Raw genomic sequence first — 13904 nt, 5'->3', positions numbered from 1 at the left:
TGGGCGTCCGAAAGCTGCGCGTACAGCATCGCAACAAACTGATCCTGTGTGCTGAGCCGCCGCACCCGCTTGTTGGCCTGGTACCTGTCCACAAGCCGATCCAGAACACCCCACGGCACCAAGTTCAGAATGCCGTGAAATACTGTATTGTGGTGGCGCATGGCGGGACTCTCCTGGCGTGTCTCGAACATTTGGCGATGCTCAAGACCGCAGAAGAATCCACGCCATGCGCCCTGTCTACGAAAATTAAACCGGACAGCCGTGGGCTTGTCCCGGCCATCCACGAACTTCTACATGACGGCGAGAACGTGGATGCCCGGGACAAGCCCGGGCATGACGGACCATCATCCAGAAACGCAAAACGCGCGGACACCGCGCGTTTTTCGTCCGGGGAATGATTTATGAAAAAATTACGCTGCCTGCTTGTGCATTGCGCCGGACGCCGACGCCGTGCCGCGAATGGCCTTCACTGAACGCTCGATCGCCGCCCACAGCCTTGCGATTTCCTGGGCCGCACGGCTCTCGGCCTGATACTCCCGCGCGCCCTCGCCGTGGCTCAGCGCCATCAGCAGATCCGAACGGTTGGTGATCTGGCCGCCCCACACCGGCGCACGGAATTTCGCCAGGGCTTCGCGGGCGATGGTGACAATCGGGCTCTCGGCTTCGTCGCGCTTGGCCGGCGCACCGTTGAGCACGACCGCATAGGGCTTGCGCGCGGCGCGGCACATCTGGATGGTCTCCTGCACCGCGTTGACGTCGAACACGCCGGGACGGGCGGGAATCACCACCATGGTGGCGTTCTTGATCGCGTCGTCGACCACGGCCGAGAGGTTCGGCGGCGTGTCGATCAACACCCATTCATAACCGTCGCGCTTGGCAGCGGAGACGATGCCGCTGACGGAGTTCACGGCCGCCTTGATCGGCGGTTCGTTGGTGCCGCGCAGCTTGTGCCACAGCGTCAGCGAGCCCTGCGGGTCCGCGTCCACGAGCATGACCTGCTTGCTCGCCTTGATCTGTGCGGCAAGATGTGCGGCGAGGGTACTCTTGCCCGAGCCGCCTTTACGCGATGCAAAAACAATAACGTTCATACCTTCGGCCTCCAGATTGACCCCAGGCCGCGAAAATGAATCACCGCGCTGATTCGTGAAAGATAAATTTATCGGGAGTTGCGCTGCGGTCATGAAATAACAAGGCGTGCTGGCTTTTGAGTCACACTGCGACGTGCGAGGCGCGACACGAGCTGCCGTCAGACGCGGCGTTGTGTGCGTTTTTTGAGCATTCACTCGGCATCAAAGCGGAATGCAACCTCGCCGCGCATATCCGCCTGCGACTCTTTTCCGTCGCGCCCTTTTCGTCAATGCCGCAAGTCCCGCGCCGGCCTGCGCGAACAAAAGGAGTCCGTTACCTTACGAGGTTTCGAAACAGGAACGGCCGCGGCGTCCTCAGCCGTCGCTGGTCTTCTTCTTCTTGGCCGCCGGCTTGGTGCTCTTCTTGGCGGATTTGGGCGCGATGTTGGTCGGCTTGCCGGCGCGGTGCTCGCCCGGCTCGGGTCCGGGACGGAAGAACACCCGGCATTGCGGCGAGAGCTGCGCCTTCTTCCTGATCATGCAGGTGGTGATGGCATCGACGTTCGGAACGAACTCGCTGCACAGCCGCATCGCATCCGGCGTGCAGGCCTGCTGCTCCTCCTGGGTGTAGGCGAAGCCGGCACCGGGCTGGACCAGCGCGGCGAGGGCCATGGCGAGGGTTGCAGCAACCATGGATGTCTTGAAGTGAAGCGCCGGCATCGAATCCCCCACATGTCGAGTCGCGCGGATAGTGGGTGAACCGCTGTTCGTTGGCAACGGAGGGAGATGCGAAAGCCGCAAGCTGTGCGGTCTCGGCAACAGCATCTCCAGCGCTGTCGTCACCCGCGAAGGCGGGTGACCCAGTATCCAGAGACGCCGGACGTTCCCCGAGAAGCTGCGGCGTGCTGGATCCCCCGCTTTCGTGGAGGATGACAGTTGCGCGCGGGGAAAGCCGGCCTCCTCCCACAAAAACTGCAAAAACAACCCCATGCACAGTAGCCAAGTCACGGTAATTGCTCGGCATTTTTTAGGATTAAGCGAAACCCTGTTTGACTTGTCGGGCAAAACAGGGGCATCATGTCGCCACCAACAAGATGCGCGTGGGGTGGCCGGCTTGTCTCCTGCGCCGGTCGAAAAGCGCACGCGAGGAGAAGGTTGCATGGAAGGGAACGAAGCGGAGCTGCCGCTGTCGGGCGTCACGGTGGTCTCGCTGGAGCAGGCGATCGCCGCGCCGCTGGCGAGCCGTCACCTCGCGGATTGGGGCGCGCGGGTGATCAAGATCGAGCGGCCGGGCGCCGGGGATTTCTGCCGGGATTACGACCACGTGATGAACGGCATGTCGAGCCAGTTCGTCTGGACCAACCGCTCCAAGGAAAGCCTTGCCGTCGACATCAAAAGCGAGGCCGGCCGCAAGGTGCTCGACGCCCTGCTGCCGCAGGCCGACGTGTTCATCCAGAACCTCGCGCCGGGCGCGGCGGAGCGGCTCGGCCTCGATGCGGCATCGCTGCTCCAAAAACATCCGCGCATCATCGCCTGCGACGTCTCGGGCTATGGCCCCGGTGGCCCCTACAGCGACAAGAAAGCCTATGACCTCCTGGTCCAGTGCGAGGCCGGCGTGCTCGCCATCAACGGCACCGAGGCGGAGCCGGCCAAGGTCGGGCTGTCCGTGGTCGATATCGCCACCGGCATGTACATCCTCAACGGCGTGCTGATGGCGCTGTACCGCCGCGAGCGGACCGGCAAGGGCACGGCGTTCCAGGCCTCGCTGTTCGATTCCATCACGGACTGGATGAGCTATCCCGCGTTCTACACGCACAGCACCGGCCGGCCGCTGCCACGCACCGGTGCCCGGCACGCCACGATCGCGCCCTACGGCCCGTTCCGGGTCGGCGACGGCACGACCGTCTTCTTCGGCATCCAGAACGACCGGGAATGGCGCTCGCTGTGCCGCATCGTGCTCAACGATGCCGATTTCGCCGACGACCCGCGCTTCCGCACCAATCCGCTGCGCATGCAGAACCGCGACGCGCTGCAGGCGCATATCGAGCAGCGCTTTGCCGCGATGACCGGCGAGGCGGTGCTGCGGCTGCTGGACGAGGCCGGGGTCGCCAACGCGCATCTGAACTCGGTCGAGGCCTTCCTGAAGCATGAACAACTGCATGCGCGCTCGCGCGTGCAAAGCGTGGGATCGCCGTGCGGGCCGGTGATGAGCTTCCTGCCCGCGCTGACCATTCCCGGGCTCAAGCCGCGGATGGATCCGGTGCCGGAGGTGGGGCAGCACAACGCGGCCATCATCAGTGAACTCGGCCTGGCGAAGGAGCCGTGACGATGGCACAGCAAGGGCCCACGCGGGCCTACCTCGCCGTCCCCGCGCATCGCGCCCGTCTTGTCGCCAAGGCTGCAGCCTCGATGGCGGATGCGGTGTTCATGGATCTCGAGGACGCGGTGCCGCCGTCCGAGAAGAGCCTTGCCCTTGGCGAGGCCGTGCAATCCCTCGCCGCGCTCGACTGGGGCAACAAGCGCGTCACGGTCAGGATCAACGCGGTCGACAGCCCGTTCATCGGCGAGGAAATCCGCGCGCTGGCGGCGCTGCCGCGGCTGGATGCCTTGATCGTGCCGAAGGCGGAGCGCCCGAGCGACATCGTCTCGATTGCCGATCGCTTGCGCGCGGCCGCGCCGGATCGCGCCGCGCCTGTTGCGCTGGAATTGCTGATCGAGACCGCGCTCGGCCTCGTCAATGTCGACGCGCTCGCCGCCTGCCACGACAGCGTCGCCGCGCTGCATCTCGGCGTCGGCGATTTCGCGGCGTCGATCGGCGCCCGCACCTCCGACATCGGCGTGTCGCCGGACGGCTACCGCCATGTCGGATCGGCGCAGAGCGGCTATGCCACAGCGCCGCTCGACCTGTTCGCCTATCCCATGATGCGCCTGCTGGTGGCCGCCCGTGCGTTCGGCCTTCAGGCCATCGACGGCCCCTGCGGCGCGTTCCGCGATGCGAGGCTGACTGAGAGCAGCGCGCAGAAGGCAGCAGTGATGGGGTTCGACGGCAAGCAGGTCATTCACCCCGACCAGATCGGGCCGACGCTGCGCGCGTTCACGCCCTCGGCCGCGGAGCTGAGTCAGGCGAGGCGGATCGTCGAAGCCATGGAGCAGGCGGAGGCAAACGGCCAGGGCGCGGTGACGCTGGATGGCAAGATGATCGACTATGCCAATGTGCGCATGGCGCGCCGGATCATCGCGCTGGGGTCATAAGCGCGCATGGCCACGCTGCTGATCGTCGCGCCGGTGTTTGCGCTGATCGCCGCCGGCTATGCCGCGGTGCTGTTTCGCTTCGTCTCGCATAGCGCGCACAAGGGCATCAGCGAATTCGCCTTCAGCATCGCAATCCCCGCCCTGCTGTTCCGCACCATCGTCGTCTCGGAATTCCCCGACGTCAGCCCCTACCGGATGTGGGGCGCCTATTACGGCGCGCTCGCCCTGACCTGGGTCGCGGCGCTTCTGATCTCCGCCCTCATCCGCGCGCGGCGTGAGGACCGCGAGGACGGCGTCGTGTTCGCAATCGGCTCGGTCTACGGCAACATCGTGATGCTCGGCATTCCGCTGGTGCTCTCCGCGCTCGGCAACGAGGCCGCGGGGCCGATGGCGCTGATCCTGTCGGTGAACACGCCGCTGCTCTGGCTCTGCGGCATCCTGCAGATGGAGCTGGTCAGCCGCAAGCGCACCGGCTCGCCGCTCTCGGTGATCCGCCCCGTGCTCGCCGACCTCGCCCGCAACCCCTTGATGCTGGCGATCGGCTTCGGCGTGGTCTGGCGCCTTGCCGGGCTCGGCCTCACCTCCGTCGTCGACAGGACGATCGAGCTGCTCGCGCAAGCGGGCTCGCCGACCGCGCTGATCGCGCTCGGCATCAACCTGTTCCGCTTCGAGGTGAGAGGCGAGAAGCTGAGCATCCTGGTGATGTGCGCGCTGAAGCTCGCCGCCATGCCGGCCGCGGCGTTCGTTCTGGCCAGACTGCTCGACCTGCCGCCGATCGCCGCCGGCGTCGTCGTGCTGTTCGCGGCGATGCCGACCGGCGCGAATGCCTACATCTTCGCGGTGCAGTATCAGCGGCTGGTGAACCCGGTGTCGGGCGCAGTGGCGCTGGGCACGCTGCTGGCGGCGATGACGTTGCCGGTGGTGGTGTGGGTGGTGGCAGGAGGCGTGAAATAATTCGGCCGCATGCGTGTGGCAGACCACCATGGACGGAGCGTGTCATGGCACAGAACATCTACGACAATCCCGATTTCTTTTCAGGCTACAGCCAGCTTCCACGCCAGGTGCATGGCCTTGCCGGCGCACCGGAATGGCCGGCGTTGCGCGCCATGTTTCCCCACGTCGCCGGCCGGCGTGCGATTGATCTCGGCTGCGGCTTCGGCTGGGTGTCGCGCTGGCTGCGCGAGAACGGCGCCAAGCCGGTTCTGGGCCTCGACCTCTCCGAGAGCATGATCGCCCGGGCGCGGCAGATCACCGCCGATTCCGCGATCACCTACCAAATTGCGGACCTCGAGACGATCGAGCTTCCCGAAGCGTCCTTCGATTTTGCCTTCAGCTCGCTGACCTTCCACTATATCCGCGACTTCGACCGGCTCACGCGCATGATCCATCGCGCCCTCACGCCGGGCAGCCACCTCATCTTCTCGATCGAGCATCCGATTTTCATGGCCGCCGAGCATCCCCACTGGATCGAGGATGAGGACGGACGCAAGACCTGGCCCGTCAATCGCTATGCGATCGAAGGCGAGAGGCGCACCGATTGGTTCGCGAAAGACGTGGTGAAGTATCACCGCAGGATCGGCACGACGCTCGGCGCGCTGATGCGCGCCGGATTCACCATCGAAGCCATCGACGAATTCGCCCCCTCGGCGGAACAGATCAGGGACAACCCGGCGCTCGAGCAGGAGCTGGAACGGCCGATGATGCTGCTGGTGGCGGCGCGGCGTTAGAAGCAGCCACCGACATCGCGGAGCTCAGTCTACGTCAGCGCAGGCCCAGGAACGACAGCACCGCACCGATCACGACGACGAGTCCGACGAGATAGATAAGCCCGTTCATGTCTCAGCTCCCTTGCTTCATCCTGCCGCAGCTACAAACACCCAAGGGTCCGGAAAGGTTCGCCGGGTCCGGCCGCTGTTTTCTGGCGAAAGCGCGGAACGAAAACGAACGATCCCGCTCGTCTCCCGCGCCGTCGTCCAGGGTCGTCCAAGTCGGTTTTGCCTTTGCACGCAAAGGTCGCTAAGCTGCCCCGATACGTCTTGCAGGGAGGGGCAGATGGCAAACCGCGAAGACATGCTCGCATTGATCAGGGCCGGCTACGCCGCGCGCGACGGTGGTGACACCGACAGCCTGGTGTCGGCGTTTCATCCCGAGGGTGCGTTCACCCTGATGGGCAACAAGAGCGCGCTCGAATTGACCGGAACAATGCAGGGCCACGCGACCCTGCGCGAAGCGTTCCATCAGTTCACCAAAGGCTTCGGCTTCGAAGGCCGCGAGATTCTGGCCGAGCTCGTTGACGGCGATCGCGTCGCCGTCCACTCCCGCGTCACCGTGCGATACCACCCGACCGGCAAGGCGGTCGGCACCGAGATCCTGGACCTGTTCAGCTTCCAGGACGGCAAGATCGTCGAGCTGATCGAGTTTGCGGATACGGCGCAGATCAAGGCGATGGTTGGGTGAGGGGCGACGGGGAAACTCGTGCACAGTCCCCGTGTTCAACAGGAAACCAATCAACCTCAAACGTTGCCCGTTCGCAGCCCAAACAGCCGCTCGTCGTGAGGATAACGCCCGACATGAGACACGCGGATGCGCGCCGCATCCACGTGTCTCGGGTTGATGAGATAGTTCTGCGCGAACGGCACGATGACGGACGGCACCGACACCACGGCGGTGCGCACCTCGTCAAACCATGGCCTCAGCACATCACGCGTCACCCTGGGATCGCCGGCCCAATTCGGTGATACTCTCTCAATATCGCTCAAGCTCACCTTTTCGACAGCAAGGTTATCAGGCACGTCAATACCAAGCAGTTGATAGCTCGTCGGTAAGTCTTCTGCATCGATTTCCAGATGCACCATCACTTCGAGCAGCGCCGAAGCCGGATGATCCGCGGCGTAGACCACGTGCCGGCCGCGATCGTGCCAACGGCCAACGGCCTTCAGTCCGCCAATAACGGAAAGATCGTCGAAATTGGAGATCCGCCAGATCCGCACGGCGAATCCTCAGGCAAGAATGCCATGGTCGATCCGATGCAACATCTCCTCGACCACGCGCGCGCCCGCTTCCGTCGCGAGGAATGCGAGTGGCGTCTCCCCGCCCAGGGCCTTCTTCGGCTTGCGCAGCCAGCGGTGCGCCTTCGCGGCATCGCCGAACACCTTTGCAGCGAGCCGGTCGACCCGGGCCAGCCTCACCGCCTTGTCGGTCTCCTCGACCGTCAGCGGCTCGCCATCCGACAGCCGCCGCGCCAGCGTGCGTTTCGGCACGACCAAGGCGTGGATTTCGTCGTCGCTGTAATTCGAAAGGCGCTTGAGCGCAGCGGGTTCGATGCGAAACAGACTGTTGCCGTCGATCACGACATCGAACAATTCGGCCGAGGCCTGCGGTTGATCCGCGATTCCACCGAGCCCGAGCGACGGCGCATCGGTGATTGTCGAGAGCCCCGTGACCGCATCGAAATGCCCGCGCACGACAACCGCGCCGGGTGGAGTTTGATAGGTCTGCTCCGGCTCGGCGGTGGACAGGTGTTCTCGATCCGCAGGCTTCCGCGATGTCTCGGGAGCAGACTTGCGGGTTGGCTTCTTGTGGTCGAGCCGCTCGGTAAGGACCGGCGCCGCGATCGCCTTCATCGGCTTGGTGGTCAGCGAGCCAGAACCACCAAGCCGGTGCGGGGCGGATGAACCGGTCCCTTTGCGACGACGCGCATTCTTTGCCATCGAACTCGTTTCCGGACGCTTGTGCCAAATGCCTTAAAAGTTAGGCCAACTGGCATTCAAGCACACGTCCGAGTGCATTCAAAGCACCAGTCGGCGGATGGATGACCCGCGTGTGGGATCAAGCTCGGCGCATGGCCCATCGAAAGCTATCTTGCAATCCCGCTGATTGAAGATGCCACGCGAAATTCGAGGTGAGCTAGGTAGAGGCTGACCGAGTCGGCCACCGGGGCTTTGAGCAGGAAATGATTGGTACAGTTGGGTGGGCTCGAACCACCGACCTCCTGTTCCACAGACAGGCGCTCTAACCAACTGAGCTACAACTGCATCCTGGCGAGCCGCGCCTTGGGCTGCCTGAAAAGGCTGATTGCCGAGGGGGCTGGACGGGGCGGAAACTAGGTGCAACGGCCCGGTTTGGCAAGGCCGCAATGGGGTGAAAAACCGGCGGAAATCGCGGTGGTGCGGGAAATCGGGCGCGACGGCGGGGCCATCGAAGATAGCGCTCCCCTTCCGGGAGACCATCGCATCTGACGCCGACCATTGGCGCCCATGCTTCCACATCGTCATGGCCGGGCTTGTCCCGGCCATCCACGCCTTTCCACGCAGTCCTCAAGAACGTGGATGCCCGGGACAAGCCCGGGCATGACGACCTTCTCGGACACCTGCATGTGAGGCCGGAGAGGCAAGAAAAAAACCCGGGCATTTGGCCCGGGTTTTCCTAACTCACATCGGCCTGACCGCTCAGGCGGCGGGCGGCATGTACTTGGAGGCCGAGGCCTTGATCGGCTCGGCGGTCTCGGCGGCGACGCGCTGGGTCAGCTCGACCAGCTCCTTGGCCTGGGACTGCAGGGTCTCGAACTGCTTGCGGGTGTGGCCGGTCCACAGCTCCAGCGCTTCCGACGGCGACTTGGCGCCGAACAGCTGCTGGGCGAAGTCGAGCTGGGCGTTGCTGTTGGCCTTCATGAACTCGACCAGCTTGGCGGTGTACTCGCTCGCGCCCTTGGAGGCCGAGGTGAACACGGCCTCGACGGTGCCGTTGTGGGTCTCGGCGGCGTCCTTGAACTTGGCGTAGCTTTCGCGGGCCTGCGACACGCCCTTCTCGGCGAACGCACGCATCTGCTCGGGAACCTCGAACGGAATGATCGAGGCAGAAAACGGATCAGTCGCACCTGTCATGGTTGTCCCTCACGCAAATTGAAAAAATGGAGTGAGCCTTCTGGCGCGCCCGCCGGCCCCTCATCGGGCCCTCGCATTCAGCGGGTACGAAGACTGGAAACGCGAAACGAATGAGATGGCTCGCCCAGCGCCCAGCACTATGGCTCCCTATCATGTCAATATTGTGCAGCGCAACGCGTCAGGAGGGTGCGTTGCGATAATTTAATCTCGGGGAGGGCGAGGTTCCGGCAAGGGGGAACCGGGGGTTGAGAGCGTTGATGCGAGCCCGGGTTCTTACCCTCCCCTGGAGGGGGAGGGTCGGCTCCCAGCGCGCCAGCGATGTGAGCCGGGGTGGGGTGATCTCTCCACCCGGCGCCGCCAGCGTGGAAAGACTGTCACCCCACCTCGGTTCGCATTGCGCTTTGCTCCATGCGAACCGATCCTCCCCCAGGGGAGGATGGGCAGCATTGATGCCGCGCGGCCTTCGGCTTCCTCCCCCCCCCTCTCGAATCCCTTGGATGCACTCGGCCGGCGGCTTGCTTGGGTGGCGGGACTAAGGTTATCGCGGCTTTGGGATACCGGCGGAGGGGCGAGCCGTGGACCTGCGCGCGGGCGCGGGCGATACTAACCTTTTCTTAAGGCTGTCATTCTCGGCAGCCGCCAGCGTCCAGCGTGAGACTAAAAGCCGGTCGGATGACGAGTTCGGATTTCCAGTTGCGAGGGGTGGGCGATCCGCGGCTGGCCGTGCATGCGACCTCCGCTTTGCCGGCCTGGCTGTGGTCGATCGACGGCGCGCGCGTGCTGTGGGCCAATCCGGTCGGCGCAAGGCTGTTCGGTGCGGCGCATAGCGCGGCACTGGCGGGCAAGCTGTTCGGCCCGGCGGACCCGCATCGCCGCCAGGTCGCCCGGCTCGCGCGCCAGCTGCCGGCGAACGGCAGCGTGCGGCTCGAACGGCTGCGCGGCTTCGGCGCAAGGCTCGGCACGCTGATGACCTGCGCCTGCAGCCGGCTCGACTTTGCCGACGGCAGCCATGCCGTGCTCGTCACCGCGATGGATCCGAGCTTGCGTGGCATGCCGCTGATCGAGCGGCTGCATCGCCTGGTCGAAGGCGCGAAAATGCCGATGGCGGCGTTCGCGCCCGACGGCCTGTTCGTCGGCGCCAGCGACGCCGCCCGCGCCCTGCTCGGCTTCCGCGATCTCGGCGAGGCCGGGCTCGAGAAGGCGCGCAGCGATGCGCTGCGCGACGGCCGCGCCGAGACGCCGATCGGGATCGGCCAGATGGTGCTGCAACGGGTCGGCCGAGGCGCCGATATCGGCCTGGTCGCGCTGATCGAGCCGGCGGCCGCCGCGCAGGCCGGGCCTGCCCGGCATATGCCGGCCGAGCCCGTGCCTGAGAGCAAAGCAGATAGCGCGAGCGAGGCGCCGGTTGAATCCGCGCCGCAAGCCGCTGCGACCACACCGAGCGAGCCGCCATCGCCGCAGGACGTCTCGGCCGGAATCTCCTTGTTCGATGCGTTCGCCGAGCCGGCCGAGACGTCCGCAGCCGAGACGATCGCGCCCGACGTGCAGGAGACGGTCGAGCGCGCGGTCGAACCGACCGAGCGGGATCCGGCGCATGAGCTGGCCGGCCAGGCCGCCGACATCGCGGCAAAGACTCCGGTTGAAAACCCGCCGGAAGCCATCGTGCCGCCGCAAGCCGCGCCGATCACGTCCGGCATGGTCGAACCGCCGTCGGGCCAACAGCCGCCCGCACCGCGTCAGCATCCGCTGCGCTTTCTCTGGCAGACGGATGCAGAGGGTTGCTTTGTGCTGCTCTCCGACGAGTTCATCCGCCTGATCGGCGCGCACACGGCTGGCGGCTTCGGCCGTCCCTGGCGCGAGATCGCCGAGGCGTTGTCGCTCGATCCAGAGGGGCGCGTCGCGCAGGCGTTGGCGAGCCACGACACCTGGGCCGGCATCACCGTGAACTGGCCGACCGACGGCGGCGCGCAGCTTCCGGTCGAGCTCGCCGGCCTGCCGACTTACGATGCCGCGCGCAATTTCGCCGGCTTCAAGGGCTTTGGCGTCTGCCGCGATCTCGACGCGCTCAACCGGCTCGATGCGCTCAGGCGCTTCGAGCTGCGCAGCGAGCCGCCGGCTCAGCACGGCCCGGCCACCGATGTGGTCGAGCCCGACGCCGAGCCGGCGGACGAGCCCGAGCCGGTGGCGGAGGTGCCGCCTCCGCCGATCGAGCCCGGACCTGAGCCGACCGCCGAAGCCGAAGCCGAAGCCGAACGACCCGAACCCAGCAGCGACGCGACTTCACCGCCCAAAGATCCGGACATCCCAGTGGAAACGCCCGTCGAAACCCCGCCCAATGTCGTCCCGTTCCGCCCGGCCGGCGATGTCAGATCAGCCAGCGATCAGAGATCGCCGACGCTGACGCCGGTCGAGAACAGCGCGTTCAACGAGCTCGCCCGGCAATTGTCCGAACGGCTCGAGCGCGAGCGCGAGACGATCGCGGACGCATCCGCGCCTATGACGGAGATCACGACCGAGCCGCCGGCGCCCACGCCGCCGCAGGCTGCGGCCGAATGGCTGACCGAGCCGGCGCCGCCGCCGCGCGGGATGAGCGCGCGCGACCGCGCGCTGCTCGACCTGTTGCCGACGGGCATCCTGATCTATCGGCTCGACCGCCTGCTCTACGCCAACCCTGCGTTCCTGGCGCGGATGGGCTATGCCGACACCCATGCGCTGGAGGATGCCGGCGGGCTGGACGCGCTCTATGTCGAGCCCGGCGTGTCTGCGGCGAGCAGCACCTCGCAGGGCGGCACGCCCGTCACGATCAGCGCTACCGTCGCCAACGGCGAGACGCCGCTTCCGACCACGAATGCGCATTTGCACACGATCGACTGGGACGGCGAGAGCGCGCATGCGCTGATCTGCGCGCTGCCGCAACCGGCCGCCGCCGTCGCCGAGCCTGTCATCGCAGCGACGGTCGTCGAAGAGACGGTCGTCGCCGAGACCATCGTCCCGGAGCCGTTCGCTTACGCTGCCGAACCCGAACCCGCGGTCGGCGAAGCCGAGGCGGAAGATCTCGCCGCGATCCTCGACACCACGGCCGAAGGCATCGTGATGTTCGATGCCGAAGGCAACATCCACGCCTGCAACCGCAGCGCCGAAGCGCTGTTCGGCTATGACGGCACGGCGCTGCTGGAGCAGAATTTGCTGACGCTGTTCGCGCCCGAGAGCCAGCAGATCGTCGTCGACTATCTCGAAAGCCTCAAGAGCCAGGACATTGCGAGCCTGCTGGATCACGGCCGCGAGGTGCTGGGGCGCGAGAAGAAGGGCGGCGTCATTCCGCTCGCGATGATCATGGGCCGCACGCGGCCCGACGGTCCGAACTTCTTCGCCGTGTTCCGCGACCTCTCCCAGAGCAAGGCGGGCGAGAGCGAGCTGGCGCAGGCCCGCCGCCTCGTCCACAGCGCGGCCAACGCCAAGGCCGACATGCTGGCGCGGATCAGCCACGAGATCCGCACGCCGCTCAACGCCATCATCGGCTTTGCCGAGGTGATGATCTCGGAGCGCTTCGGCGCGCTCGGCAACGAGCGCTACGGCGAATACATGAAGGACATCCGCGCCTCCGGCGAGCGCGTCATCGCCATCATCGACGATCTGCTCGAGCTGTCGCGGATCGAGACCGGCAAGCTCGACCTCACCTTCGCCGACCTCAACCTCAACGACCTCGTCGAAGCCTGCGTCACGGTGATGCAGCCGCAGGCCAATCGCGAGCGCATCATCATCCGCACCTCGCTCGCGCATGCGCTGCCGCAGGTGACGGCCGATGCGCGCGCGATGCGGCAGATCACCATGAACCTGATCTCGAACTCGATCCGGCTCGCCAGCGCCGGCGGCCAGGTCATCGTCTCCACCGCCACGACCGACCGCGGCGAGATCGCGCTGCGCATCCGCGACACCGGCCACGGCCTGTCCGAGCGCGAGGTCGCCGCGGCGATGGAGCCGTTCCGCACCCCGCCGCCGGGCGATGCCGCGGACAGCGCGGCGCTGAACCTGTCGCTGACCAAGGCCCTGGTCGAAGCCAACCGCGCCCGCTTCAACATCAAGAGCGCGGGCCACGGCACGCTGATCGAGGTGGTGTTCGCGCCGGTGCCGGCGAAGGCGTGAGGCGCTCACTGGCTTGCGGGCAGACCGCGCGCCAGCGCCGCCGCCTGCTGCAGGCTGACGCCATTGGCGAGCGGATCGGCGTGGCGGTGCGCCAGGTGCCATTCGCTTCCCATGCGCCGGTAGACGAGCGTCACGCGCAAGGCCCATTCCTGCGCGGGCAGCCCTCCGACCTCGACGCTGTCCCGCTCGATCAGCGCCAGAACGACCATGTCCTGCGAGCCATAGGTCTGGACCACCTCCTGCCTGTGCGTGCCGTTGCGGAAGAACCGGCCCATCCGCTCCCACCTTTCGGGCGTGTACTCCGCAGCCTTTGACGGCACCCCGCCGAACGGCGACATCAGCACGAAATCGTCGGTGATGGCGGTCATCTGCCGGTAGGCCGCAACGTCGCCGCGCATCAGCGCCGCGTTTGACTGCTGCGTATGAGCAATCAGCTTTGCGATCACGTCGTCGGCCGTCGCGGCCTCGGCGACGACGAGCGGCATGCACGCCATCCCCGCGAGCGTGTGACGCCTGGACAATGCTGCTGGGGCAGCTGCGCGATGCGGATCTTGACCGT

General features: G+C 66.1%; 13 protein-coding genes and 1 tRNA gene. 6 read left to right on the top strand and 8 right to left on the bottom strand.

Annotated features, from left to right (window positions below):
* The 3 genes from K410_RS36620 to K410_RS0108530 all read right to left on the bottom strand — a co-directional run.
* Window positions 1–161 (bottom strand): DUF4372 domain-containing protein (locus tag K410_RS36620; protein ID WP_245269460.1); only part of this gene is annotated, 161 nt, incomplete at its 3' end.
* A 249-nt stretch (window positions 162–410) separates the two neighbouring features.
* Window positions 411–1088 (bottom strand): ParA family protein, encoded by a 678-nt coding sequence (locus tag K410_RS0108535; protein WP_025032179.1) that lies wholly within the window; start codon window positions 1086–1088, stop codon window positions 411–413.
* Between the two features lie 354 nt (window positions 1089–1442).
* Complete coding sequence (locus K410_RS0108530; RefSeq protein ID WP_028134462.1) at window positions 1443–1787, bottom strand: hypothetical protein; 345 nt, start codon at window positions 1785–1787, stop codon at window positions 1443–1445.
* 439 nt (window positions 1788–2226) lie between these two features.
* On the opposite strand from K410_RS0108530, the gene K410_RS0108525 reads away from it, so the two are divergent.
* The 5 genes from K410_RS0108525 to K410_RS0108505 all read left to right on the top strand — a co-directional run bounded on the left by K410_RS0108525 (window position 2227) and on the right by K410_RS0108505 (window position 6776).
* Window positions 2227–3393, top strand: a complete 1167-nt coding sequence (locus K410_RS0108525; RefSeq protein ID WP_028134461.1) for a CaiB/BaiF CoA transferase family protein — start codon at window positions 2227–2229, stop codon at window positions 3391–3393.
* Between the two features lie 2 nt (window positions 3394–3395).
* Window positions 3396–4319, top strand: a complete 924-nt coding sequence (locus tag K410_RS0108520) for an HpcH/HpaI aldolase/citrate lyase family protein (protein ID WP_028134460.1) — start codon at window positions 3396–3398, stop codon at window positions 4317–4319.
* A gap of 6 nt (window positions 4320–4325) precedes the next feature.
* Window positions 4326–5273: an AEC family transporter gene (locus K410_RS0108515; protein ID WP_028134459.1), complete on the top strand. Its 948-nt coding sequence runs from the start codon at window positions 4326–4328 to the stop codon at window positions 5271–5273.
* Between the two features lie 44 nt (window positions 5274–5317).
* Window positions 5318–6046 carry a class I SAM-dependent methyltransferase gene (locus K410_RS0108510; protein ID WP_028134458.1) on the top strand — a complete coding sequence of 243 codons (729 nt, stop codon included), beginning with the start codon at window positions 5318–5320 and terminating at the stop codon, window positions 6044–6046.
* 325 nt (window positions 6047–6371) lie between these two features.
* Window positions 6372–6776, top strand: coding sequence for a nuclear transport factor 2 family protein (locus K410_RS0108505; RefSeq protein ID WP_028134457.1), 405 nt, complete (start codon window positions 6372–6374; stop codon window positions 6774–6776).
* Between the two features lie 56 nt (window positions 6777–6832).
* Here K410_RS0108505 and K410_RS0108500 read toward each other — a convergent pair whose 3' ends face one another.
* From K410_RS0108500 to K410_RS0108485, 4 genes are all read right to left on the bottom strand, one after another.
* Window positions 6833–7309 (bottom strand): RES family NAD+ phosphorylase, encoded by a 477-nt coding sequence (locus K410_RS0108500; protein WP_028134456.1) that lies wholly within the window; start codon window positions 7307–7309, stop codon window positions 6833–6835.
* A 9-nt stretch (window positions 7310–7318) separates the two neighbouring features.
* A complete protein-coding gene (locus tag K410_RS0108495) occupies window positions 7319–8029 on the bottom strand; it encodes an Xre family toxin-antitoxin system antitoxin (RefSeq protein WP_080672134.1) in 711 nt (236 codons plus the stop codon).
* Between the two features lie 247 nt (window positions 8030–8276).
* Window positions 8277–8353, bottom strand: a tRNA-His gene (locus K410_RS0108490).
* Between the two features lie 414 nt (window positions 8354–8767).
* Entirely contained in the window at window positions 8768–9202 is a 435-nt protein-coding gene (locus tag K410_RS0108485; protein ID WP_028134454.1) for a phasin, read from the bottom strand.
* Between the two features lie 672 nt (window positions 9203–9874).
* Here K410_RS0108485 and K410_RS0108480 point away from each other — a divergent pair.
* Entirely contained in the window at window positions 9875–13345 is a 3471-nt protein-coding gene (locus tag K410_RS0108480) for a PAS domain-containing sensor histidine kinase (RefSeq protein WP_028134453.1), read from the top strand.
* A 5-nt stretch (window positions 13346–13350) separates the two neighbouring features.
* Here K410_RS0108480 and K410_RS0108475 read toward each other — a convergent pair whose 3' ends face one another.
* Window positions 13351–13830, bottom strand: a complete 480-nt coding sequence (locus K410_RS0108475; protein ID WP_245269341.1) for a YybH family protein — start codon at window positions 13828–13830, stop codon at window positions 13351–13353.
* Window positions 13831–13904: the final 74 nt, after the last annotated feature.

The sequence above is a fragment of the Bradyrhizobium sp. 22 genome, assembly GCF_000482425.1.
In the GTDB taxonomy this organism is placed as follows: domain Bacteria; phylum Pseudomonadota; class Alphaproteobacteria; order Rhizobiales; family Xanthobacteraceae; genus Bradyrhizobium; species Bradyrhizobium japonicum_B.
This window is presented reverse-complemented; position numbering and strand designations above follow the sequence as displayed.

Coding starts and splice junctions, on each gene's coding strand:
- K410_RS0108535 (WP_025032179.1), bottom strand. CDS start 1,088: ATGAACGTTATTGTTTTTGCATCGCGTAAAGGCGGCTCGGGCAAGAGT.
- K410_RS0108530 (WP_028134462.1), bottom strand. CDS start 1,787: ATGCCGGCGCTTCACTTCAAGACATCCATGGTTGCTGCAACCCTCGCC.
- K410_RS0108525 (WP_028134461.1), top strand. CDS start 2,227: ATGGAAGGGAACGAAGCGGAGCTGCCGCTGTCGGGCGTCACGGTGGTC.
- K410_RS0108520 (WP_028134460.1), top strand. CDS start 3,396: ATGGCACAGCAAGGGCCCACGCGGGCCTACCTCGCCGTCCCCGCGCAT.
- K410_RS0108515 (WP_028134459.1), top strand. CDS start 4,326: ATGGCCACGCTGCTGATCGTCGCGCCGGTGTTTGCGCTGATCGCCGCC.
- K410_RS0108510 (WP_028134458.1), top strand. CDS start 5,318: ATGGCACAGAACATCTACGACAATCCCGATTTCTTTTCAGGCTACAGC.
- K410_RS0108505 (WP_028134457.1), top strand. CDS start 6,372: ATGGCAAACCGCGAAGACATGCTCGCATTGATCAGGGCCGGCTACGCC.
- K410_RS0108495 (WP_080672134.1), bottom strand. CDS start 8,029: ATGGCAAAGAATGCGCGTCGTCGCAAAGGGACCGGTTCATCCGCCCCG.
- K410_RS0108485 (WP_028134454.1), bottom strand. CDS start 9,202: ATGACAGGTGCGACTGATCCGTTTTCTGCCTCGATCATTCCGTTCGAG.
- K410_RS0108480 (WP_028134453.1), top strand. CDS start 9,875: ATGACGAGTTCGGATTTCCAGTTGCGAGGGGTGGGCGATCCGCGGCTG.
- K410_RS0108475 (WP_245269341.1), bottom strand. CDS start 13,830: ATGCCGCTCGTCGTCGCCGAGGCCGCGACGGCCGACGACGTGATCGCA.